Consider the following 21,114-nt stretch of genomic DNA (forward strand, 5'->3'; position numbering starts at 1 on the left):
AAAATAAGGAAAAAGAGAAATTGAGTGAGCTCAATTTCTCTTTTTCCAATATTAGAAGCTAGTTTTGTCCCAGCCTCTTTTACTTTAGAATAGAAATTATAAATTCTGGGATAATGTTTGACGAATTTGTGAAAGTGAAGTACAAGGAGTTGTTTTTATTACTGGAGCATGCTAAAGTAAGAGTGTGAAATAAATCACAAGATAACATACACCCCTTTGTTTGAACGTGAACATTTCTCCCATCCCCTTTGTAAAAAACCCTTTCCTAATTGAGGAAAGGGTTTTTTCTTTTGGCTATGGTAAAGTTATCGGTCAATTTTGACTAAACTTTTCTTTTTTATACCGACTGTAAATTAAACGACTATTAAAAATATAAATTGATTATGAAGTGTGGCTGGAGTGATTTTTTCGGCTTTATTTATGCAAGTAATTTATTAAATAGGGCTTTTTTAACTGGAGTGCCAGATGCCGACTCCTACGTGTTGGGTGATGGCTTATCGCTCACCCTGAGGAAAGCGTCCGGCTGGGGCGGAAATCAATTCTATCTCTTATTTAAGATTTCTTAGCATCATAAATCTCCCTTACCCTTTAACATAGCCTTTTATAGAATCTAAAAAGTAGATAACACAGCAAAGTTGTTATGGTAGTAGCTATCACTCATTTCAACGGGAACTCAGCCCTAATGCAGAAAACGAGGGGAAAAGCCCTTTCTTACATAATAAAAGGCTGTAAACAAGTGTTTACAGCCGATGAATAATCTATTTATCTATTTTTTAAACGCCAAACTACTAGATTTGGAAGTACAACTCTTTCAACCTCTTGACGCAATAAAAGCTTTTTTAATTCATAATCAGCTTGTTGCATCGTTAAACCGTAGTAATCAGCTATTTCCTTAGTAGTCAATGAATGAAATCGATTTAATAATTTATCAAGTCCGGGTGGATCTTGTCTTTTGGGAGAAGTATTTAACATCTCCTGTAAAATTTGTACATATATATCATAAGGATAAGTGCCAGAAATTTTGATGCCTTCATCTTCAATATTTTCATTAAAAAATACAACCGTTGGGAACGTATCAACTTCCATTTCACAAGTGATGGATAAATCACTTTGGAAGGAGCGTAAACATTCCTGAGACTGGAAGTCACGTGTAAATTCCTCTACATCAATTTTCGCTTCATATGCAAGCTCTTGTAATACCGAAAAAGAAGTTACATTTTTTGTTTGAAGGAATAGATATTCCTGTATTTTATTAAAAAAACGAAGTCCAGCTTTTTTTCCTTGAAATTCAGCTGCTTTTACTGCAATAGAAGGCAATACAGAATGCTGAATATATGGATAGTTGATATCATCTTCAACTGTTCCTTTGGATAAAACGCAGGCAGTATTTAAATTGTTTAGTCTTGTACTAAGCACTGTTCGAATAGTAAAGTACTGCCCATACTCCACTTGTAATTTTCTAATAATCGGTTGCAAATCCCAACAAGCAGAACAAAGCGGATCTAAAAACATATACATTTCAAGTGGCTTGTTTGTAATAGGAGCATTGATCGGCTCAACAGGAATTTGTATTCTTGTCACATCTTTTCCTCCTCATGACTCATTTGATTGACCATGTGGTTGGCAGTAAGTACAAGTCTTCTATATAAATCATGACGCACCTTTCCATCAAGTTCGACTTCGTCCATTGCATCTGACATACAGCTGAGCCAAGCTTCTGCACGTTCTGGTGTGATAGAGAAAGGGTTATGGCGCATCTTTAGCATGGGATGGCCATGTTCTTCCGAATATATGTTTGGTCCCCCAAGGTATTGGGTTAAAAATTGTTTTTGTTTACGCGCTGTTTCCGTTAAATCTTCAGGAAATATTGGCTTTAGCTTTGGATGTTTTGCTACTTTGCTATAAAACGTATCAACAAGGAGTGATAATTTATCTGCACCTATCTCGTCATATGGTAAAATCGGCTTCTGGGTCATAGTTGTTTACTCCTTTGCTTTAGCACTAAATACATTTTAGCAATCAAATACGAATATCTCAAACAATTAGACTGTAATCAGAAACAATATAGAAAAAACGACCAATTTTGGCGGTCGTTTATACGTCAAGCTAAGAAATTATTTAGAACTTTTTTCACATAATTTTCTGTTTCCTTATAGGGAGGAATTCCGTCGAATTTTTTAACTGATCCTGGTCCGGCATTATAAGCGGCCAGCGCTTTTTCTATATTACCATCAAATTGCTCTAACATCTGTTTCAGGTATTTTGTTCCACCCATGATGTTTTGCTCTGGATCCAGAATGTTTTGTACACCTAAATACTTAGCTGTGCCTGGCATAAGTTGCATTAAGCCAGATGCCCCAGCAGAGCTAATTGCACTAGGATTAAAATTCGACTCTTGTTTGATGACAGAAGAAATTAATTTTGCTGGCACATTATATGCGTCAGAAGCTTTGTTTATGATTTCTTCTATTGATGAGGGGTTACCCACAGAAACTTTCATAGACTGGTAGGAATTATTTATACCGTTTTCGGGTATATAAACAGGTGAGTCACCACTATAGAAAAGGGAATCGAAAGTAGTTGTGGGACCCCCAATAGATGTTTCTTGTAGAACCTGTCCAAGCATTTCTGAAAAAAGGGAAGAAGCGTTGTTAGTTTGAGAACTTTGGACACTTCCCAATGTTTGCATGGCATTAATATCCATTAACGTTTTTAGTGACTTTATATCTATAAAGCATCAACCTTTCAAAGAATTCATAGCCTTTACAAGACGTGCAATCTTTTTATCGGTCGAACGAAGGGGGATTTGATGTTTTTTCAATAATTCATAAAAGAATTTTTGCCCTTTTTCGACATCTTTACTTTCATATTCTACCTCATAATCTTCAGTATGACTATATGAGGAGTGGTCTAAGAAAAGTATGCCTTCCTCCAGCTTCAATTGAGCACGATTAGTCTCTATACTACCAAAGCAAGAAAGGGATTTAGAAGCAATCAGCTCATCAATGAAAGCGATAGAAGGAAAAATTGCTTGGTTAATGATTAAATCTCTTTGCTCATCCGTTACTAAAATTGTTTGCTCATTCATCACGTGCTTTTTTACTGGTGATTTTAGGGTAAGTTCATTTCGATCTTCCAACACTCTTAAGCGAAAGCCCATATGATTATTTTTAAAATATTGGTCAGGTGTATCAAAATAATAGTTTATTTGACTTTGAAAATGCTTAGGCTCGATATGGAAAAAGTCTGTCAAACTCATGAATTCTTCTTTCGTTAATAAGTTTTTAAATTCAATCTCTTGTTCAGATAACATAGTCTCACACCTTTCATATTATTTCATTATAGACGGTTTCCAATGAGTTTCAATATGTTAAAATAGTTACAGAATAGACAGAAGGGAACGATGTGTTTTGCCTATTACATTTCAAGTACAAAGTGGCGTGCAACTAGAAAATGATATTCGGTTTACTTTAGAGGATGTGCCTAAAGGGTTAAATATAAAAGCTGGCGGACAAATGATCACAGATTCTGATTCTTTAGCTTTCGTATATTTATTAGAAGGAGATAGCGAATATCACTATCTTAAATTTGGTCAGGATGTATGGCCATTACTAGTTAATACTTTAAAAGCTACCGAGGATCCTACTTTACAAATTGGCGACCAAAGAATCGTTTTAGTGAAGTTTAAAGAAGAGTTAGAAATGCTAATTTTCAATATAGAAGGAAATGATAACTACGGACTAGAGTTTGCTCAAGCCGTTGAAAATGCTTTTAAAGAAATTTTAAACGTATAATAAGTGTTCAAAGTGGAGGTTTAGTAGTATGGGCCAATGGGAACGTTTTTTAGAGCCGTATAAGCAGGCAGTTGATGAGTTAAAAGTTAAAATGAAAGGTATGCGGACTCAATTTGATATTGAGAATACTAACTCTCCTATTGAATTTGTAACTGGTCGGGTTAAACCACTGGCTAGTATATATGATAAGTCATTAGAAAAGGGAATCGTTTTTGAACCTTCTGCAACACTTGCAAGAGAAATTCCGGACATTGCTGGACTTCGCATGATGTGTCAATTCGTAGATGATATAGAAACCGTCATACAATTACTTCGTAGTAGAAAAGATATGACTATTATTGAAGAAAGAGATTATGTTAGTCATAAAAAGCAAAGTGGCTATCGATCCTTTCATGTCATCATTGAATACCCTGTACAGACAATTCACGGTGAGGTTAATATATTAGCGGAAATTCAAATTCGTACATTAGCAATGAATTTTTGGGCCTCCATAGAGCATTCGTTAAATTATAAATATAAAGGCGTGTTTCCAGAAGAAATTAAAACCAGGCTGCAGTACGCTGCAGAAGCAGCATTTCGTTTAGATGAAGAAATGTCACTAATTCGAGGTGAAATTCAGGAAGCACAAAAATATTTTAGCGAGAACAAAGAACAATCCTCACCTCACATAAAAGAAGAAAAAATATAAAAGAGAGGCCGTGGTACAATGAATTTCTTTATACAGTCTCGAAATGATGAACTATCCAATGAATTAATGGAAACTGCTAAAATGTATCTTACAGATTTCGGATTAAAGTTGAACGAAGAAAATCCTGACATAGTTCTTTCCATCGGTGGTGACGGAACATTATTGCATGCTTTTCATAAGTACAAGCATATGACTGATTCTGTTGCATTTGTTGGTATTCACACAGGGCATCTTGGTTTTTATGCGGATTGGAAACCGTCAGAAATAGAAAAACTAGTTATTAGTATTGCCAAGAAAGAATTTAAAGTTATCGAATATCCATTACTTGAAGTAACGATTAACTATAAGCATGGAGAGGATAGCTCTGTTTATTTGGCGTTAAACGAATCTACTGTGAAATCTCCAGACGTTACCCTTGTGATGGATGTGGAGCTAAATGGGAGCTTGTTTGAGAGGTTTAGAGGAGATGGTTTATGTATGTCGACCCCATCCGGAAGTACTGCGTACAATAAAGCGCTAGGGGGAGCAATAGTACATCCTTCTTTAGAGGCTATGCAGCTAGCTGAAATTGCTTCGATTAATAATCGTGTGTTCCGTACGGTTGGTTCTTCTTTAGTGTTGCCTAAGCATCATACTTGTTTGCTGAGACCAGTTAACGGTCCAGATTTTATGGTTACTGTCGATCATCTACACTTGCTACATAAGGATGTTGCATCCATTGAATATAAGGTTGCAGAAGAAAAAGTTCGTTTTGCTAGATTCCGTGCCTTTCCTTTTTGGACTAGAGTGCATGACAGCTTTATAGATAGTGACTTAAAATAATGATGGAAAATAGAATACAGCTTTCTTTCACTGTGGATAAATCACTTCTATTAAGAGAAGCGATTAGCCAATATGGCATATCCAAAAAAGCCCTTACTAGTATTAAGTTTGAAGGCGGTCAAATTATAGTAAATGGGGAAGAAAAAACGGTGAGACATATACTTGAAAAGGGTGACATTGTTACGATTGTGTTTCCTAAGGAGAAGAAAAGTGAAGGATTAATAGCCGAGGAAATGTGCTTTCCTATTTTATTTGAAGATGAACACTTACTTGTTATCTCAAAAAAATCTGGAATGAGTACAATTCCTTCCCGTGAGCATCCGAATGGTACATTAGCAAACGGAATAGCTGGTTATCTTGAAAAAAACTCATCTGTCTCTACCGTACATATTGTTACTAGGCTAGACAAGGATACGTCGGGCATAGTCTGTATTGCAAAGCATCGTCATGCTCATCACTTAATGAGTGAAATGCAAAAGGCCGGATCTATTTTTAGAACCTATGAGGCAATTGTTCATGGCAGTGTAGAACAAGATTCTTTCCTTATCGATGCTCCCATAGGTCGAAAGGATACCAGTATAATTGAGAGAAGAATTGACCCAGAAGGTAAGCAAGCTAAAACGTCTGTAGAAGTAATCAAGAGATTTACTGTTAATGGTGAAAATTTAACGCATGTTAGGTTAAAGCTTTTCACCGGTAGAACTCACCAAATAAGAGTACATATGATGTCAGTGGGGCATCCGCTAATTGGTGATGATCTTTATGGAGGAAGTTTGGCTATAATGCCTCGCCAGGCGTTACATGCTAAGCAACTAAAATTGGTGCATCCATTTACAAAGCAAGCTTTAACGATAGAAGATGAATATCCAATGGATATAGCAGCGGTTTTAGAAAAAGCTACGATAGATAAATGAATGAAATAATCTAAAATGAATAACTAACGAAAACAAGGGAGTGGATTAAATCGCTGCCCTTGTTTCATTTTGATAAGAATTCTTTTACATTTAGTTTTAGTATGATTTCCCGGGGAATAATATATTGATGTAACTTTTTTACCAAATAAAGAAAGCAGTTGCTTAATAAAAATAGTGGTCTTACAATAGTAAAGGATAAATGCCGAGGGGAGGGAAAGATATGAGAGAAGAAAAGATGGATTTATTAGAATTAGAGGAATCAAATTTAATTCATTTTTTACTTGCAGATTCTATGGATGAATTTAGAGAAATTTTTATGGAGCTACATCCATATGATCAATCATTATTTTTTGAGAAGGTAGAGCCAGAGCTGCGACAGAAAATCTTTCATTATCTTTCTCCAAAAGAGATGGCAGAGCTTTTTGAAGCAAACAAGTTTGATGAAGAGCTTTATGAATTTTACTTAAAAGAAATGGATACGACATACGCAGCTGATATGCTTTCCTATATGTTTGCTGATAACGCAGTAGACGTCTTAAACGAACTTGAGGATGCCCAGGTTGCTAGCTACTTAAATATTATGGATAAGGAATCTGCTCAGGAAATAAAAGATTTGCTACATTACGAGGAATATACTGCTGGGTCTATCATGACTACAGAATATGTAGCAATTCCAGAAAACTCAACCTGTCGTTCTGCAATGACCATTTTAAGAAATGCAGCTCCTGATGCAGAGACCATTTATTATTTATTTGTAGTAGACGAAGCTCATCGACTTTCTGGAGTAATATCCTTAAGGGATTTAATAGTAGCGGATGAAGATACCCTGATAAAAGATATTATGAATGAACGTGTTGTTAGTGTACTAGTAAATGAGGACCAAGAAGAGGTTGCTCGAATGATCAAAGATTACAATTTTTTAGCGGTTCCTGTTCTAGACTTTGAGAACCATTTACTCGGAATTGTAACAGTAGATGATATTATCGATGTATTGGATGAAGAAGCTTCTGATGATTATTCTAAGCTTGCTGCGGTTTCTGACATGGATACTTTCGATAAAGGGCCATTTTCTGCTGCAAGAAAAAGATTGCCATGGCTAGTTATACTTCTTTTCTTAGGTATGATGACAGCAAATCTTATGAGTATTTTCGAACAAACACTAGATAAGGTAGCTCTGCTTGCTGTGTTTATTCCTTTAATTGCGGGGATGGCTGGTAACAGTGGAACTCAGGCTCTCGCTGTAGCAGTTCGAGGAATTGCAACAGGTGATATTGAGGAACAAAGTAAAACGAAGCTATTATTTCGTGAAGCAGGAACAGGTCTAATAACAGGGTTAATATGTGGCTTACTAGTTATAGGGGTCATTTACTTCTGGAAACAGGATCTGTTAATTGGAATGCTTGTAGGAGCAGCAATTTTTGGCTCTATCTTTTTTGCAACGCTTGGCGGATCTTTTATACCCTTACTTATTCATCGGTTGAAAATCGATCCTGCGGTAGCTTCAGGGCCATTTATAACGACTATTAATGACCTAGTTAGTATTTTAATTTATTTGGGCTTAGCAACACTGTTTATATCTTCTTTATAGATTCACCAATCCAAACTTTTTGGCATAAAGTAAAGGAAAAAAGGATGTGCCCATGAGCTCTTTAAATGATCCTATACTTTATATATCCGGTCCCCCTGTTTTCCATCTTCCTCCACAGATACGCTCCAAGGAGGAAGTAGAAATAGTAGTAGATGAGACAATTATAGAAGAGGAAAGTACTTCTATTTATGAGATAAAAAATACAATGTCAGCAAAAAATAATGCTATTTTTGAAAAACTGAAATTTTTATCTAAGCCATTTCAACGGAAAGTTTATCGTCCATTAAGCTTTCATATGGCCGATGGGAGTATTATTCAAGGTGAAGTGCAAGAAGTGACCGATGAACAGGTAATATTTAGTATCAATGGCGAGAGCATAGAGACGTATCCCGTGCATCAAGTAAAGAAAATATTTTGGCGTGGAAGTATATTGAAATAGTTTAAGGCTACCTTATATAGGTAGCTTTTTTTTGTAGCCTACCGTAAAAGTAAACGATAAATGTTGTATTTCTGTTTTTCTTTGGGAGCAATTCGCTGACGAGTGCGTTTGCTGCCGCTTTCTCAGAGGGGTGTTTCGAATAACCTTTTAGTATTTGCTTATGTAGTAAAAGTAAGATTTTCTAAACATAAAAAAACCGTTCGGTGAGTTAGCCGAACGGAAAAGACACTACAATATTGAAAGACGATCAGTCACAAATATCTAAGAATACATCCGCTACACATTGAATCGCACAGAAGCAGCTTAAGTCCACAGTCACACAGTTTGTTGTTGCATCCCAATCATTAACAGCACAGAAGCTTCCTATATCAAGTGTAGTACCATCTAAGAAATCAACGATAGTAGTTCCACCAACTGTAGATAATGGTGCTAAAACACGTAAAGTGGCACAGCAATTATCAAATACTTCTTCAACTCTGAAGAATATTGAAACGCCACATTGCGGTGTAGTAGTTCCAGGAGCTGTATATCTAAATAAAGAAGAGAATGGCGTGCCATCCTTATTCAAAAGCATAAATACACGAGTATCTGCACGGTTATTTACTGGACTAACTAGACCTCCTAGTGGCTCTAAAAAACAGCTAGTCGGGCAAGATCCACAATCAGTTACAGCTTGTGCTTGAATATCTGCTATTGCTTGCACAACATCACATACACAGTTTCCAGTCGAAGGACTTGGAGCAGGGTGATTATTTTTTCCACAACCCATTTTGTTTCACCTCCTTTGCTTCTTTCTTTAGTAATTTATGTAAAGGGTTCTAATTGAACAAGGGCAAATAGCTCAGTTCCATTTGTATATTTAAAAAGTCTGCGTACATACTAACCTAAAAAAAGAGGAGCAAAAAGCCTAATGCGCAAAATAGTGTATATTCTACTGTTGTCTTTATTATTGACGGCTTGTTCTAGCCCTAAAGATCAGGTGTATTCGGACAGAGATACCTCAAAACTTGAGCAAGTCCTTAAGGTGCAGGATAAGATTGCCGGATATCAAAGTGTAATTGATAACAATGATGTTGTTGTTGCAATAGATATTCCGAGGTTCAAACGTTTCCAAAAAGTTAAAATAGAAGATGAAGTAAAAAAAGCAATTGAAAAAGAGTTTCCAGATAAAGAAGTAATCGTTACAGGAGATATAAAAATTAAATGGGAAATAGAAAAAATAGTAGAAAAGAAGAAGAAAAATGACGAATTAAAAAAGTCAATTAATGACATTAAATCCCTATCGAAGGAAGAGACATGATGGATCAAAAACAATTTCAAAAAATCGTCGATAAGCAAACCCCTAAGGCCCCATTATTTATGAGCTGTCTTAAAGCATTTCTAGTTGGAGGAATATTTTGTACGGTTGGACAGCTAATTACTTTTTTTTATATACGTTTTTTTCCTTTTACTGAAAAGACTGCTGGTAATCCGACCGTAGCAACGATGATCTTTATCGCCATGATCTTAACAGGGACAGGTTTATATAAAAAAATCTCTCAGTTTGGAGGAGCGGGATCAGCGGTCCCTGTTACTGGATTTGGTAATGCTGTAATTTCAGCGTCAATCGAGCATAAGACAGAGGGGTATGTATTAGGTGTAGGTGGTAATATGTTTAAGCTTGCAGGATCTGTTATTGTATTTGGTGTACTTTCCGCCTTTTTAGTAGCGTTAGTTAAAACTATTTTAGTTAAATTAGGAGTGGTTTCGTGGTAAATACCGGTGGAACGATTTCATTTACACAACGACCTAGTATTGCAAGTGCCGGAATAATAGCTGGTCCGGTCGAAAAATCAAGTCCATTTGCCGAGGGTTTTGATGAAATACTGGAAACTGAAAAAGAAACAAATGAAACATATGAGCAGGCAGCAAGTCGGTTTATTGAAAAGGCCTGTTCTACGGCAGTAAAAAAAGCACATGAAAAAATGGATAATATTGACTTGCTAATCGGAGGGGACTTAGTAAATCAAATGTCGCCTTCTAACTTTGCTGCAAGAAAGCTTGCTATTCCTTATTTTGGTGTTTTTTCTGCATGTGCGAGTTCAATGGAGGCAGTTATCATTGGATCTCTTATGCTAGAGTCTGGAAATGCTAAGAATGTTCTTGCCGGCGCCTCCAGTCATCACCCTTCAGTAGAAAGACAGTTTAGATATCCATTAGAATACGGAGCACAGAAACCAAAAACAGCTCAATGGACAGTAACCGCAGCTGCTTATGCATTATTACAAAGTAAGGCTAAAAATGCTCCTTATATTACTCATGCTACTATGGGCAGAGTTGTGGATGGCCAGCAATCGAACCCGCTTCATATGGGAGCTGCAATGGCTCCTGCTGCGAGAGATACAATTGAAAGGCATCTGAAAAATACGAATAGCAAAATGACTGACTATGATCTAATTATGACGGGCGATCTTGGAAAAATAGGTCTTTCTATATTAAAAGAAATGTTCCAAGACGAGAATAGTGGAGTTATTTTACAGGATGCCGGTGCCCAATTTTATGGAGACAATCAATTCTTTAATGCAGGTGCGAGCGGTCCAGGTTGCTCCGCCTCCGTATTCTTTAGCCATATTTATAGTCAACTTAAAAAAGGAACGTTTAACCGAGTATTGTTAGTAGCTACAGGGGCTCTATTGTCCCCTTTAACTTATCAACAAGGGGAAACAATCCCTTGTATAGCACATGCCATAGAATGTCGAATGGAGAAGAAGGGATAATATGATATCATCATTAATTACAGCTTTTGTAGTAGGTGGATTAATATGTGTAGTTGGGCAAATCTTAATGGATGCATTTAAGCTTACGCCGGCCCATACGTTAAGTGGATTAGTTGTTTCAGGATCGATTCTAGATGGATTTGGTTTATATGAGCCTCTAATCGATTTTGCAGGAGCTGGTGCAACTATACCAATTACCTCTTTTGGAAACTCATTAACTCATGGAGCGTTGGCCGAAGCCGAGAAGCACGGATTAGTTGGAGTAATAACAGGAATGTTTGAAGTCACTAGTTCAGGTATTAGCGCAGCAATCTTATTTGGTATCATTGGAGCCTTTATATTTCAGAAACGGAAAACCACGTACTAATTAAAATGCCCTACTTCCTCTTACCCCTTTGCATACTATAAGTTGAAAGGAAGGGGGGAAAGATATGTACGGCTATTGTGGTGGCGAAAGTTTTTGCTATGGTGGTGGTTACGGCTATGGCTATGGCGGAGGTTATGATGGTGGAGGATACGGTGGTTTTCAAGGTTCTAACGCATTTGTTCTGCTTGTAGTGTTATTCATTCTTTTAATAATAGTAGGAAGCACCTTTCTCCCTTAACACCTGGATATAAATAATGCGAGGGGGAAAATACATGCAAAATTCTTTTTTTAGAGCGATTGAGAATAAAACTGGCGTATCAATGGATCAGCTTTTTACATTAGCTAACGCTATTTCAAATGCGGATTTTACTGATGAACATCAAGTTAGAAAAATCGTAAGAAAAGTAGGCAGGGTAGCTAACAAACCTGTTTCTAAAGAATTAGAAGATCAGCTGACGAACTCTATCCTCCAAAAAGGAAGTTCCATCAGTTTAACTGATATTGAAAAAATGTTGTAATTTTTTTAAAAAAGAGGTTTAAGGTAATTTCAAATGGGGTAAAGAGCATAGAGTTTATAATGGAGGTGGATAAGAATGGGGTATATTATTCCAGTTCAACCTTTGCAGTCACAAATTTATGCTAATCGAATGCAAATGGAAGAATATAATTTTGCTCAAATCAGCAATGTTCAATCAGTTAAAATGAAATCACTTTTTGATAATCACTTAACAAACCTTCAACAAAATGAAGACGTAGAACAAAAAGAAGAGAAGCAATTATCGGGTAATAAGGAACTTTCTAGCTTGCCATTATACAAAGGCTTTATCCAACCTAACCCCGTCAATTTATCACCTATTATTGCAGAAATATCAGGTAAAGGTCATTTTGTAAATACCTATATTTAAGCAAAAAGTAAAACCCGCTAACGGTATGTTAGCGGGTTTTGCTTATGTAGGATTATAATTCTTTTTCCATAGCTCGGTGAGGAATATTAGCCTCCAGAAATTCTGGGGACGTAATAGTATACCCTCTTTTTTCATAAAAAGGTAGTGCCTGACTTTGAGCATTAAGCTTTAGCTTTTTAAATTGATGATCCAATGCATATTTCTCCATACAATCCATCATCAAGTTACCTAAATGCTTCCCTCTGTACTCTGGTAAGATACATACTCTCTCTACTTTACCGACATGGGGCTCTGCAATACGGATGCGGCCAGCTCCAAAAGGAGTGTCTCCATCATAGGCTACAAAATGCGTCGATTTCATATCATATTCGTCTAACTCTAAATGTAGAGGAACATCTTGTTCCTCTACGAATACTTTTCTTCTTATATGAATAGCATCCTCATATTCTTTCTCTGTTTCAACAATTTTTGCAAATACCAAGTTTACTCAGCTCCAGACAATCTAAATGTTTCATATACGGTCCATGAACCGTCTTCTAATTGGTACAACAGGTGAATTCGGTCAATTTCTTCCTCAAACTGTGCACCAATCATTTTTAATTGAGGTAAAATATCGTCGTGTTCACTTCCACTAAGTTTTTGTGCAATAGTAATATGAGGAACAAATGAATACGTTTCGTCATCATGAAATTCAATAGAATTTAAATCCTCATGAAGCTTCTCTAGCTCTGGAGTAGATTGAACATTAAAATAGATGGCATTTGTTACAGGTGCAAAAGAACTTACCTTTGTAGTTTTCATAGTAAAAGGCTTATGTTTTTTAGCTATATCATTAATATGGTCAGCTATTGTTTTAATTTGGGCTTCATCTGCCTCAAAAACTCCCTTCAATGTCATATGAGGAGTAATTAGGGCATAATGGGGATCATAACGCTTTCTATAAGAGTTTGCAAAATCTTGTACCTTTTTTGATGGAAAAGCAACAATACCGTATTTCATAATCATGACCTCCTTATAATTATCTTACAATATATTTCTATTATATCAAAAATACCCTACAGACTGAAATTGTTTAGCAGAGATCTTTTAATATCTGGCTGCCAAAGCTTCCATGTATGGTCTCCATTTAATTCGTCGTAAAAGGTAGAAACTCCTTTATTTTTTAGCATATCATGCAGTTGTCGATTAGGTGTAAGGAAATCGGTGAGTAGTCCGTCTCCCGTTTTAACTGCTGTTTCTTCATTTCCTATTACTTGATAAATGGAAAAAGCACTTACTTCTTTATGATTTTCCACTTTTTCTAATATTTCTTCATTAACCAAAGGGGAGTGAAGGATGACCTTGCCAAAGGTGTTTGGATATCTTAGAGCAGTAAGTAAAGAAATTGTTCCTGCCAGTGAATCACCTATTAGAGCTCTCCCCATTCCAATTTGATAAGTGGGATAATTTTCATCAATATAAGGAACTAGCTCTTGTGCTATAAACCGTGAATACGCAAGCTGCTGCTCTCCCTCTGGATGATATTTACTTCGGCGATCTTTTACATTTTTATAAGGCACGCCCACAATTATTAAGTTTTCTATTTCCCGGTTTTCGTATAACTCATCTGCAATCCGGGATATTCTGCCAAGCTGAAAGTAGTCTTTTCCGTCTGATGCGATTAAAACACTATATTTGTATAATGGTGAATAATTGGGAGGTAAATAAATTAATAACTGGATCTCTTCATCTAACGCTTTACTGTAAATTGTTGTATCTTGTAATGTGCCTCGATTCATATTTACACCTCGTTGTCATGTTATATAGAAATTGTATCATATACTGGTAAAGAGGTATAATAAGAGGAGTTCACAAGGATTGTTTTACATTGTTAGATTATAAGGAGGTTATTTTTTTGGAAAATGAATCATTAAGAGTGCATTCGAGAACAGTAGAGCAAGCCACGTTAGATGCCTTAAAACGTAGAGGGGTTACCATCGAAGAGGTTGCTAAAATCGTGTATGAAATGCAGTTTCCTTATAATAAAGGATTAACAATTGAACATTGTATTGAGTCGATCAAGAGTGTCATGAAAAAAAGAGAAATGCAGCATGCCATCTTAGTTGGTATTGAATTAGATGAGCTTGCTGAGAAGAAAATGCTTTCTGCTCCTCTTCAGCAAATTGTAGAAGCAGATGAAGGTTTGTTCGGAGTAGATGAAACAATCGCATTAGGCGCTGTATTTACATACGGAAGTATAGCCGTCACCACGTTTGGGCATCTAGACAAGAATAAAATAGGTATTATATCTAAACTAGATACAAAGAAGGGTGGAAGTATTCATACCTTTTTAGATGATTTAGTTGCAAGTATCGCTGCTAGCGCAGCATCTCGTCTCGCTCACCGAACAAGAGACTTAGAAGAAGCAAATGAAACCTTTGAAGATATAGCACCAGAAGAAACAGCTCCAGAGACTAAAATTAAAGGTACAACAACATAATATAGTCGTATGAAAGTCTGTGGACAAACTGAAATTGAAGTTTGTCCACAGACTTTTTAGTTAAATAATTATTAGTACAATTTATTTCTCCTATTAACTGGTAAATTTACTTGATTGTAAGCGAAGTTATTATCCCTCTTTTCCATTCATATAAATAGAATGATTTTGAGTTTATATGTTATCAATTAAATGATTAAATACATTATTTCTAAAGTATTGTAAAGAATATAATTTATAAGAGCGTTGATCTGCATATAAAAAGGAGGAGAATCATTGGACTCTCCTCCTACATGTTCTAAGTAACTACGATATATTACTATTTCAAAATAAAAAATTGACTTTTAGAAAATAATCTATTCGATTGTAGTTGTCTCGGTTATAGTAGAGTCACTTTGTTGGAAATATAAAAAAGTTTCCTCTTCTAGTTCATTTTGTAAACGTTCCTTGTTTAAGCCTATGGACATTGGTCCTTGAAAAATAGGTTCCCACCATGTTTGAGTTTCAGTCATTATATTTCCTCTCCTTTTTAAAAGCTTTTAAATAATTCATTTGATTTTTATATACCCCAATTTGTTGCACCATCAAACACTAATTACGAAATTAAAACTTTTCATAAGACAGGATTGGTTAAAGAACGGTTAAAAAGATTACTTTATAACTCATCCTTTAAAAGTAGTATGCCATTTTTGCATCATTTAATGTACTAGGTAGAAAATCCAATTTCTTTCGTCTACTTGAAAAAAATAGTATGCTTTAGCAAGAAGGTCTTTTAGCACTAAAGAAGTTTTACTACAAAACAAAGTCGATGAGGAGATGATTTATGTGAAATTTACTTCACAGCAGTTGGATATTATGTTAGAGGAGCACCACGCTTTTTACTACTCAGGCATAACAAAATCCGCGAAGTTTCGAATCGAACAATTAGAAGTATTGAAAAAAACGATTAAGAAGTATGAAGCTGAAGTAATTGAAGCTCTTTATAAGGACTTAAGAAAAAGTGAGTTTGAGTCATATACGACAGAAATAGGCTTAATATATGAAAGTATTTCAAATATGAATAAAAACCTGGAGCACTGGATGCAGCCTAAACAGGTGAAGACTCCAATGGCCTTAATGCCATCTAAAAGTCAGATTATTAGTGAACCCTATGGAACTGTATTAATTATTGCCCCATTTAACTATCCTTTTCAATTAGTAATGGAACCGTTGATTGGTGCAATTGCTGGCGGTAATTGTGCCATGATTAAACCTTCGGAAACTACTCCTCACACTACTAATATAGTGAAAAAGATTGTTGCAGAGGCATTTCATCCGCATTATATAAGAGTCGTGGAAGGAGAAAAAGAAGAAACTTCCCTTTTAATCCATGCTCCATTTGATTTTATTTTCTTTACAGGTAGTGTAAATGTAGGGAAGGTAGTAATGGAAGCAGCTTCTAAAAGACTCACTCCTATTGCTTTAGAATTAGGTGGGAAAAGCCCGGCTATTGTCGATCATACAGCTAACTTAGATTTAGCCGCTAAACGTATTATTTGGGGTAAATTAGTGAACGCCGGACAAACTTGTATTGCACCTGATTATTTATTAGTAGAGGAGCCTGTAAAAGACAAGCTAATTGAAAAATTACAGGAAGCCATTCATCATTTTTATGGAGAAAATGTACAAGAAAGTACAGACTACGGCAGGATAGTTAATACCAACCACTTTAAACGACTACAAAAAATGATTGTACAAGAAAAGGACCAGATTATTTTTGGTGGAAAATCAGACAAGGAAGATTTATATATAGAGCCTACAATTCTAGATGGTGTACAATTTTCTAGTCCATCTATGCAGGAGGAAATTTTCGGACCAATTTTACCTGTAATAACTTACAAAGAGTTACCTGATATTATTCGTCAGATTAGAAAATTCCCTAAACCTTTAGCTGCCTATATGTTTAGTGAGCATGAGGGAGCTCAAAACTATTTCCTAGAAGAGCTTTCATTTGGTGGCGGTTGTATAAATGATACTATCATGCATGCAGGTAGTGCACATTTACCTTTTGGTGGGGTTGGAAACTCTGGAATGGGTGCATATCATGGACTAGCGAGCTTTGAATTATTTACTCATCAGAAATCTATTGTGAAGAAGAGCACGACTATACCTCTTAATGTAGCATTCCCGCCTTATAAGAACAAAATAAAGCTAGTAAGAAGTTTATTAAAATAATAGTATTTTTTGGAGGTGCGATGATATAAAATTGTCGCACCTTTAGTGCGTTATAATTATTTTATGGACAAATCGTGACATTACATAATCCAATTATATCAATGCTATATTGACAATTTATATCTTTTTTACTACTATTTGAATTGAGGGAGTTGTGTTTTTACGATAAATTTAAAATGGAGGACAAGTAATGGAGTCCATATTTGGAACAGGGTCCAAAGATTTATTGCTCACAGTAAAAGATGCTTTACATAAAGAATCGTTGTCAAATATTAACCTACTGGAAGAAAAACTTGAAGATACATTTTATAAAATGAATCTGATGAGCTATGCAGTAAATGAAACCATGATAATTGCTTTAACTGATCATGCTGGAAAAATATTATATGTAAATGACAAATTTACGGAGATCTCTGGTTACTCTCGTGAAGAATTAATCGGAAAAACTCATCGAGTTATTAATTCCTTCACTCACCCGTCTGAATTTTTTGAAGAATTGTGGGAAACGATTCTTAATGGACAAACTTGGGAAGGTGAAATATGTAACAAACGTAAAAATGGACAATTGTATTGGGTGAAGACTTATATTTTACCTATTAATACAATTGAACAAGGTACATACTTTTTAAGTATTCGGACAGATATAACACATGAAAAAGAAAATGAGCTACGTTTAAAGAATAATATCATTAATTCATTTGATACTGTAGTGAGACATGTAAACAACTTAATTTTTAGATTAGATAAAGAGTTGAATTTTACCCTACTAACCGGAAAGATAGCAACAGAGTACTTTTTGGAAAGAGGAATTCCGATGATTCATCCTTCCAATGAACTGTTTGCGGAACAAACATCTCTATCCTTTAATCGGACGATGGATTATTTTCCTAAGGAAATATCTGATAGACTTAAGCAGAATATTTCAAAGGTCTTTTTAGGAAAGGAAGTTTCTTATAAAGAGTGGTTTGGGCCTAAATGTATTCATATCACGATCTCACCTATTGAAAAAGAAGGTGAGATAATGGGCGCTATAGGAATAGGAAATGATATTACGGAAATAGAAAAGACTAGAAGGAAGTTATCAGAGCTAGCGTACGAGGATCACTTAACAAATACATACAATACTGCAGCATTAAATAGGGATATCCAGCTTAAGATAAAATTAAAGGAAAAGTTTAGCTTTCTATATATTGATTTAGACCGATTTAAAAATATTAATGACTCATTAGGTCATGTTACAGGAGACCTGCTATTACAAAAGGTTTCTAAAAGAATGAAAAAATTCTATAACGAAGGCGCCAAGATTTATAGGATGGGTGGGGATGAGTTTGTTATTCTTTTGGAGGATAACTATTTTTCTTGTAGGGACTCATTAAGTAATGCCCAACTGTTATTAAAAGAAATTGAAAAGCCTTTTAGCATTCATGAAATGGAGCTATACATTTCATGCTCTATTGGAATTTCCTGCTTTCCGGAACACGGAGATAGTTATAATGCTTTACATAGAGCTGCAGACTTAGCGTTAAATGAATCGAAAGATAAAGGGAAGAGAACAGCAGTCTTGTACACATCTGAATATGAAAAAGGATATATAGATAAGTTGTCTTTAGAGAGTGATATTCGGATGGGACTTAAAAAGAACGAATTCTTTCTAGTCTACCAACCGAAATTAAACCTAATTACCAACAAGGTTCAAGGCTATGAAGCGCTTATTAGATGGAATAGAAAGGGAAAAAATATTATTCCGCCGAATGAGTATATTCCATTTGCAGAAGAGACAGGGCTAATTATTCCGATTGGTAGGTATGTTCTTAAGGAAGCATGTAAGCAAGCTACACAATGGTTAAAAGAGGGATTGTCTTTTAGTACAATATCTGTGAATATAAGTCCAGTTGAGTTAGATCAAAATGACTTTACAGCCAATGTAAAATATATTCTTCATGAGACTGGGCTTCCAGCACATTATCTAGAACTGGAAATTACGGAAAACATTCTAATGAAAAATCTAAGCAAGCTGTCTAGTATATTGGAGGATTTAAAACAACACGGTGTTCGAATTGCAATGGATGATTTTGGTTCCGGCTTTTCAAATTTCCGTTATTTAAAGGAACTCCCTATTCACACTTTAAAAATAGATCAAGTCTTTATGAATCAGATCATAGAAAAAAGAGACGAAGTAATAGTGTCCTCTATTATAAAAATAGGCAAAAGTCTTGGTTTAGAAGTAGTAGCGGAAGGGGTGGAAACAGAGGAAGTCATCCAGTTTTTAAAGCTACATAATTGTGAAATTGTCCAAGGTTTCTATTATTCCAAGCCTCTTCGTGTGGAGGATGTTCCTGGCTTTAAGCTTGTGGCCTCACAAACATAGATGACATGAGAATCTTTTAACCTTATAAATTGGATGATAACCCTTTCAATTTTGAGGATTAGCGAGTTCCAACTAAAGCAAAAATACCTTGAGATCCCATTCTCAAGGTATTTTTACTTTAGTAAATGTGGGATGTAAGTCTTTGATGCAACGGATATAAAAAGAAGAGACTAATCCGTTGCCTCTATGTTTGAAGTGTAAGGTAACTGAATAGTTACCGTAGTTCCTTGTCCTTTTTGGCTTTCAATGGCAATCGTTCCACCATGTTCAGCAATAATTTTTTCGGAAATCATCATTCCAAGGCCTGTCCCGTTAATCTTAGTAGAAAAAAATGGATCGAAGATTTTCTCAACAACCTGTTTGTCCATCCCTACTCCATTGTCTCTAATTTTAATAAGGATGATATCCTGGGGCTCGATGGAACAGCTAATATGGATTTTACCATTGTCAGACATTGCCTCTATCGCATTTTTAACCAGGTTAATAAGTACTTGCTTCATCTGACCTTCCTCACCGTAAAGGTGTATCGGACCTTTTATAATATCAGTAGTCAAAAATATCCCATTCAAGTTAATTTCGGGTTGAAATAAAACGAGAAGATCATCTAATGTTTGAGTTAAATCATACTTCTTTGGCAATTTTGCGTGTGGCTTTGCTAAAACTAGGAATTCACTAATAATGTAATTGATTCTTTCAATTTCGTTTTCAATTACTTTAGTGTAACGGTAATAGGGCTGGGTAGGGTCCCCATTCATAATCTGCATAAAGCCAGATATAACTGTTATAGGATTTCGAATCTCATGAGCTACTCCAGCTGCCATTTCCCCAGCAACCTTTAGCTTTTCTGATTGTAGTAATAAATTCTCTGTTTCTTTTTTAAAGCTAACGTCCCTACTAATTATAGAAAGGGCAATCAGCTCGTTTTGGTAATCATAAATTGGAGAAACAGTAATTTGGGCATCAAAATAAGTTCCATCTTTTTTTCGATCAGTAGTTTCGAGAAAATGATAGCTGGCCCCTTTTAATACCTCTTGTTTTCTTGTTTCATCTAGCTGATATTGTGGAGACAAAATAGAAACACTTTTTCCTATTACTTCTTCCCTTTTCCAACCATATAAATCTTCAAAAGCAGGATTTACCTCTATTATTTTATTGTCTTTATCAAATACAGTAATACTATCCTTCGCATTATCAAAAAAAAGCTGTAAATAACTTTCTCTCGAATATTGCTCTTTTCTCATAGAAGTATTTAGTTCAAAAATCTTATTCCAATATTTACGGTCAAAGTATGTATTTAAGATGGAAGTGAAAATAAGTATAGCTAAAAGTAGTATAAAAGCAATTAAATCTTCTGAGGACAAAATATATGTATAGTCATCATTTTTATAATAGATGAGTCCAAGAATTTCAATGATAGTTATAAAGAATAATAATATTCTAGGACCTATATTGGAATAGATGACTGCGATGTATATTGGGTAAATAAAAAATACAATCATAACTACGCTGTCACTGTATATATTCAAGATTAAAAGATAAAGATTGAGTGTTATAAACAAAATGTATTGGATAATTGGGTTCTCTGAGTTTACCCAGCATAACAACGTTAAGATGAGTAGGTATACAATCCCAGCGTATAGATAAATTAATAGGTCCTTGTTATGTAAAAATATTGCCAGAATAATATGACAAACAGTAAAACAGGAAAAAATAATGAAAAACAATTTATTTTTATCTTTCGTAGTATTAATATATTCCATTTTTCCCACCTCCTATCAGATTA

At 35.3% G+C, this 21,114-nt stretch carries 26 protein-coding genes; 16 read left to right on the forward strand and 10 right to left on the reverse strand.

Going from position 1 to position 21,114, the window contains the following annotated elements; all coding sequences use genetic code 11:
• Positions 1-762: 762 nt before the first annotated feature.
• From HF876_RS04420 to HF876_RS04435, 4 genes are all read right to left on the reverse strand, one after another.
• The gene (locus HF876_RS04420) at positions 763-1,581 is read right to left on the reverse strand and encodes a ClpXP adapter SpxH family protein (RefSeq protein WP_251556055.1); all 819 of its coding nucleotides are present in this window, start codon (positions 1,579-1,581) and stop codon (positions 763-765) included.
• Positions 1,578-1,976: a globin domain-containing protein gene (locus HF876_RS04425; RefSeq protein ID WP_169358857.1), complete on the reverse strand. Its 399-nt coding sequence runs from the start codon at positions 1,974-1,976 to the stop codon at positions 1,578-1,580. Before HF876_RS04425 ends, HF876_RS04420 begins: the two co-directional genes overlap by 4 nt.
• Before the next feature lie 125 nt (positions 1,977-2,101).
• Positions 2,102-2,689: a lytic transglycosylase domain-containing protein gene (locus HF876_RS04430; RefSeq protein WP_240949626.1), complete on the reverse strand. Its 588-nt coding sequence runs from the start codon at positions 2,687-2,689 to the stop codon at positions 2,102-2,104.
• Positions 2,690-2,737: 48 nt separating this feature from the next.
• Complete coding sequence (locus HF876_RS04435) at positions 2,738-3,313, reverse strand: CYTH domain-containing protein (protein WP_169358859.1); 576 nt, start codon at positions 3,311-3,313, stop codon at positions 2,738-2,740.
• Positions 3,314-3,410: 97 nt separating this feature from the next.
• Between HF876_RS04435 and HF876_RS04440 the strand changes: the two genes are divergently transcribed.
• The 6 genes from HF876_RS04440 to HF876_RS04465 all read left to right on the forward strand — a co-directional run bounded on the left by HF876_RS04440 (position 3,411) and on the right by HF876_RS04465 (position 8,245).
• A complete protein-coding gene (locus HF876_RS04440; protein WP_169358860.1) occupies positions 3,411-3,794 on the forward strand; it encodes a UPF0738 family protein in 384 nt (127 codons plus the stop codon).
• A 28-nt stretch (positions 3,795-3,822) separates the two neighbouring features.
• Positions 3,823-4,482 (forward strand): GTP diphosphokinase, encoded by a 660-nt coding sequence (yjbM, locus tag HF876_RS04445; protein ID WP_169358861.1) that lies wholly within the window; start codon positions 3,823-3,825, stop codon positions 4,480-4,482.
• Positions 4,483-4,500: 18 nt separating this feature from the next.
• A complete protein-coding gene (locus HF876_RS04450; RefSeq protein WP_169358862.1) occupies positions 4,501-5,304 on the forward strand; it encodes an NAD kinase in 804 nt (267 codons plus the stop codon).
• Positions 5,304-6,218: an RluA family pseudouridine synthase gene (locus tag HF876_RS04455; protein ID WP_346764029.1), complete on the forward strand. Its 915-nt coding sequence runs from the start codon at positions 5,304-5,306 to the stop codon at positions 6,216-6,218. The genes HF876_RS04450 and HF876_RS04455 overlap by 1 nt, the downstream gene beginning before the upstream one ends.
• A gap of 220 nt (positions 6,219-6,438) precedes the next feature.
• Positions 6,439-7,806 (forward strand): magnesium transporter, encoded by a 1,368-nt coding sequence (gene mgtE / locus HF876_RS04460; RefSeq protein WP_169358863.1) that lies wholly within the window; start codon positions 6,439-6,441, stop codon positions 7,804-7,806.
• Positions 7,807-7,858: 52 nt separating this feature from the next.
• The gene (locus HF876_RS04465; protein ID WP_169358864.1) at positions 7,859-8,245 is read left to right on the forward strand and encodes a hypothetical protein; all 387 of its coding nucleotides are present in this window, start codon (positions 7,859-7,861) and stop codon (positions 8,243-8,245) included.
• Between the two features lie 247 nt (positions 8,246-8,492).
• Here the strand turns inward: HF876_RS04465 and HF876_RS04470 are convergent, their stop codons facing one another.
• A complete protein-coding gene (locus HF876_RS04470) occupies positions 8,493-9,014 on the reverse strand; it encodes a CotY/CotZ family spore coat protein (RefSeq protein WP_169358865.1) in 522 nt (173 codons plus the stop codon).
• A 141-nt stretch (positions 9,015-9,155) separates the two neighbouring features.
• On the opposite strand from HF876_RS04470, the gene HF876_RS04475 reads away from it, so the two are divergent.
• The 7 genes from HF876_RS04475 to HF876_RS04505 all read left to right on the forward strand — a co-directional run bounded on the left by HF876_RS04475 (position 9,156) and on the right by HF876_RS04505 (position 12,273).
• Positions 9,156-9,545: a YhcN/YlaJ family sporulation lipoprotein gene (locus HF876_RS04475; protein ID WP_169358866.1), complete on the forward strand. Its 390-nt coding sequence runs from the start codon at positions 9,156-9,158 to the stop codon at positions 9,543-9,545.
• Complete coding sequence (gene spoVAC / locus HF876_RS04480; RefSeq protein ID WP_169358867.1) at positions 9,545-10,000, forward strand: stage V sporulation protein AC; 456 nt, start codon at positions 9,545-9,547, stop codon at positions 9,998-10,000. The genes HF876_RS04475 and spoVAC overlap by 1 nt, the downstream gene beginning before the upstream one ends.
• On the forward strand, positions 9,994-11,001 hold the full coding sequence (locus tag HF876_RS04485) for a stage V sporulation protein AD (RefSeq protein WP_346764030.1): 1,008 nt from the start codon (positions 9,994-9,996) through the stop codon (positions 10,999-11,001). The genes spoVAC and HF876_RS04485 overlap by 7 nt, the downstream gene beginning before the upstream one ends.
• Before the next feature lies 1 nt (position 11,002).
• Positions 11,003-11,368 (forward strand): stage V sporulation protein AE, encoded by a 366-nt coding sequence (gene spoVAE, locus HF876_RS04490; protein ID WP_169358868.1) that lies wholly within the window; start codon positions 11,003-11,005, stop codon positions 11,366-11,368.
• Positions 11,369-11,432: 64 nt separating this feature from the next.
• Positions 11,433-11,606 (forward strand): YjcZ family sporulation protein, encoded by a 174-nt coding sequence (locus HF876_RS04495; protein ID WP_169358869.1) that lies wholly within the window; start codon positions 11,433-11,435, stop codon positions 11,604-11,606.
• 34 nt (positions 11,607-11,640) lie between these two features.
• Positions 11,641-11,886: a stage VI sporulation protein F gene (locus HF876_RS04500; RefSeq protein WP_169358870.1), complete on the forward strand. Its 246-nt coding sequence runs from the start codon at positions 11,641-11,643 to the stop codon at positions 11,884-11,886.
• A gap of 75 nt (positions 11,887-11,961) precedes the next feature.
• Positions 11,962-12,273 carry a hypothetical protein gene (locus HF876_RS04505; protein WP_169358871.1) on the forward strand — a complete coding sequence of 104 codons (312 nt, stop codon included), beginning with the start codon at positions 11,962-11,964 and terminating at the stop codon, positions 12,271-12,273.
• 52 nt (positions 12,274-12,325) lie between these two features.
• On the opposite strand, the gene HF876_RS04510 is transcribed toward HF876_RS04505, so the two are convergent.
• From HF876_RS04510 to HF876_RS04520, 3 genes are read right to left on the reverse strand one after another with little or no spacing between them, the layout of a single operon-like run.
• On the reverse strand, positions 12,326-12,754 hold the full coding sequence (locus HF876_RS04510; protein WP_169358872.1) for a GNAT family N-acetyltransferase: 429 nt from the start codon (positions 12,752-12,754) through the stop codon (positions 12,326-12,328).
• 2 nt (positions 12,755-12,756) lie between these two features.
• Complete coding sequence (locus HF876_RS04515) at positions 12,757-13,272, reverse strand: YjcG family protein (RefSeq protein ID WP_169358873.1); 516 nt, start codon at positions 13,270-13,272, stop codon at positions 12,757-12,759.
• Positions 13,273-13,328: 56 nt separating this feature from the next.
• Complete coding sequence (locus tag HF876_RS04520) at positions 13,329-14,051, reverse strand: alpha/beta hydrolase (RefSeq protein ID WP_169358874.1); 723 nt, start codon at positions 14,049-14,051, stop codon at positions 13,329-13,331.
• A 116-nt stretch (positions 14,052-14,167) separates the two neighbouring features.
• Between HF876_RS04520 and HF876_RS04525 the strand changes: the two genes are divergently transcribed.
• Entirely contained in the window at positions 14,168-14,752 is a 585-nt protein-coding gene (locus HF876_RS04525; protein WP_169358875.1) for a phosphatidylglycerophosphatase A family protein, read from the forward strand.
• 353 nt (positions 14,753-15,105) lie between these two features.
• On the opposite strand, the gene HF876_RS04530 is transcribed toward HF876_RS04525, so the two are convergent.
• Positions 15,106-15,261 carry a hypothetical protein gene (locus HF876_RS04530; RefSeq protein WP_169358876.1) on the reverse strand — a complete coding sequence of 52 codons (156 nt, stop codon included), beginning with the start codon at positions 15,259-15,261 and terminating at the stop codon, positions 15,106-15,108.
• Positions 15,262-15,574: 313 nt separating this feature from the next.
• Here HF876_RS04530 and HF876_RS04535 point away from each other — a divergent pair, with 313 nt between their 5' ends.
• Positions 15,575-16,963 carry an aldehyde dehydrogenase family protein gene (locus HF876_RS04535; protein ID WP_169358877.1) on the forward strand — a complete coding sequence of 463 codons (1,389 nt, stop codon included), beginning with the start codon at positions 15,575-15,577 and terminating at the stop codon, positions 16,961-16,963.
• A 190-nt stretch (positions 16,964-17,153) separates the two neighbouring features.
• Positions 17,154-19,331 (forward strand): sensor domain-containing protein, encoded by a 2,178-nt coding sequence (locus HF876_RS04540; protein ID WP_169358878.1) that lies wholly within the window; start codon positions 17,154-17,156, stop codon positions 19,329-19,331.
• A 170-nt stretch (positions 19,332-19,501) separates the two neighbouring features.
• Here HF876_RS04540 and HF876_RS04545 read toward each other — a convergent pair whose 3' ends face one another.
• Positions 19,502-21,091, reverse strand: a complete 1,590-nt coding sequence (locus HF876_RS04545) for a two-component system sensor histidine kinase NtrB (protein WP_169358879.1) — start codon at positions 21,089-21,091, stop codon at positions 19,502-19,504.
• Between the last annotated feature and the right edge of the window lie 23 nt (positions 21,092-21,114).

It is taken from the genome of Psychrobacillus sp. BL-248-WT-3, assembly GCF_012843435.1.
Taxonomy (GTDB): domain Bacteria; phylum Bacillota; class Bacilli; order Bacillales_A; family Planococcaceae; genus Psychrobacillus.

Bases quoted from the DNA above. Each gene is read 5' to 3' on its own strand.
- HF876_RS04425 (WP_169358857.1), bottom strand. From the start codon at position 1,976: ATGACCCAGAAGCCGATTTTACCATATGACGAGATAGGTGCAGATAAA.
- HF876_RS04430 (WP_240949626.1), bottom strand. From the start codon at position 2,689: ATGCAAACATTGGGAAGTGTCCAAAGTTCTCAAACTAACAACGCTTCT.
- HF876_RS04435 (WP_169358859.1), bottom strand. From the start codon at position 3,313: ATGTTATCTGAACAAGAGATTGAATTTAAAAACTTATTAACGAAAGAA.
- yjbM (WP_169358861.1), top strand. From the start codon at position 3,823: ATGGGCCAATGGGAACGTTTTTTAGAGCCGTATAAGCAGGCAGTTGAT.
- HF876_RS04450 (WP_169358862.1), top strand. From the start codon at position 4,501: ATGAATTTCTTTATACAGTCTCGAAATGATGAACTATCCAATGAATTA.
- HF876_RS04455 (WP_346764029.1), top strand. From the start codon at position 5,304: ATGATGGAAAATAGAATACAGCTTTCTTTCACTGTGGATAAATCACTT.
- mgtE (WP_169358863.1), top strand. From the start codon at position 6,439: ATGAGAGAAGAAAAGATGGATTTATTAGAATTAGAGGAATCAAATTTA.
- HF876_RS04465 (WP_169358864.1), top strand. From the start codon at position 7,859: ATGAGCTCTTTAAATGATCCTATACTTTATATATCCGGTCCCCCTGTT.
- HF876_RS04470 (WP_169358865.1), bottom strand. From the start codon at position 9,014: ATGGGTTGTGGAAAAAATAATCACCCTGCTCCAAGTCCTTCGACTGGA.
- HF876_RS04475 (WP_169358866.1), top strand. From the start codon at position 9,156: ATGCGCAAAATAGTGTATATTCTACTGTTGTCTTTATTATTGACGGCT.
- spoVAC (WP_169358867.1), top strand. From the start codon at position 9,545: ATGGATCAAAAACAATTTCAAAAAATCGTCGATAAGCAAACCCCTAAG.
- spoVAE (WP_169358868.1), top strand. From the start codon at position 11,003: ATGATATCATCATTAATTACAGCTTTTGTAGTAGGTGGATTAATATGT.
- HF876_RS04495 (WP_169358869.1), top strand. From the start codon at position 11,433: ATGTACGGCTATTGTGGTGGCGAAAGTTTTTGCTATGGTGGTGGTTAC.
- HF876_RS04500 (WP_169358870.1), top strand. From the start codon at position 11,641: ATGCAAAATTCTTTTTTTAGAGCGATTGAGAATAAAACTGGCGTATCA.
- HF876_RS04505 (WP_169358871.1), top strand. From the start codon at position 11,962: ATGGGGTATATTATTCCAGTTCAACCTTTGCAGTCACAAATTTATGCT.
- HF876_RS04515 (WP_169358873.1), bottom strand. From the start codon at position 13,272: ATGAAATACGGTATTGTTGCTTTTCCATCAAAAAAGGTACAAGATTTT.
- HF876_RS04520 (WP_169358874.1), bottom strand. From the start codon at position 14,051: ATGAATCGAGGCACATTACAAGATACAACAATTTACAGTAAAGCGTTA.
- HF876_RS04530 (WP_169358876.1), bottom strand. From the start codon at position 15,261: ATGACTGAAACTCAAACATGGTGGGAACCTATTTTTCAAGGACCAATG.
- HF876_RS04540 (WP_169358878.1), top strand. From the start codon at position 17,154: ATGGAGTCCATATTTGGAACAGGGTCCAAAGATTTATTGCTCACAGTA.
- HF876_RS04545 (WP_169358879.1), bottom strand. From the start codon at position 21,091: ATGGAATATATTAATACTACGAAAGATAAAAATAAATTGTTTTTCATT.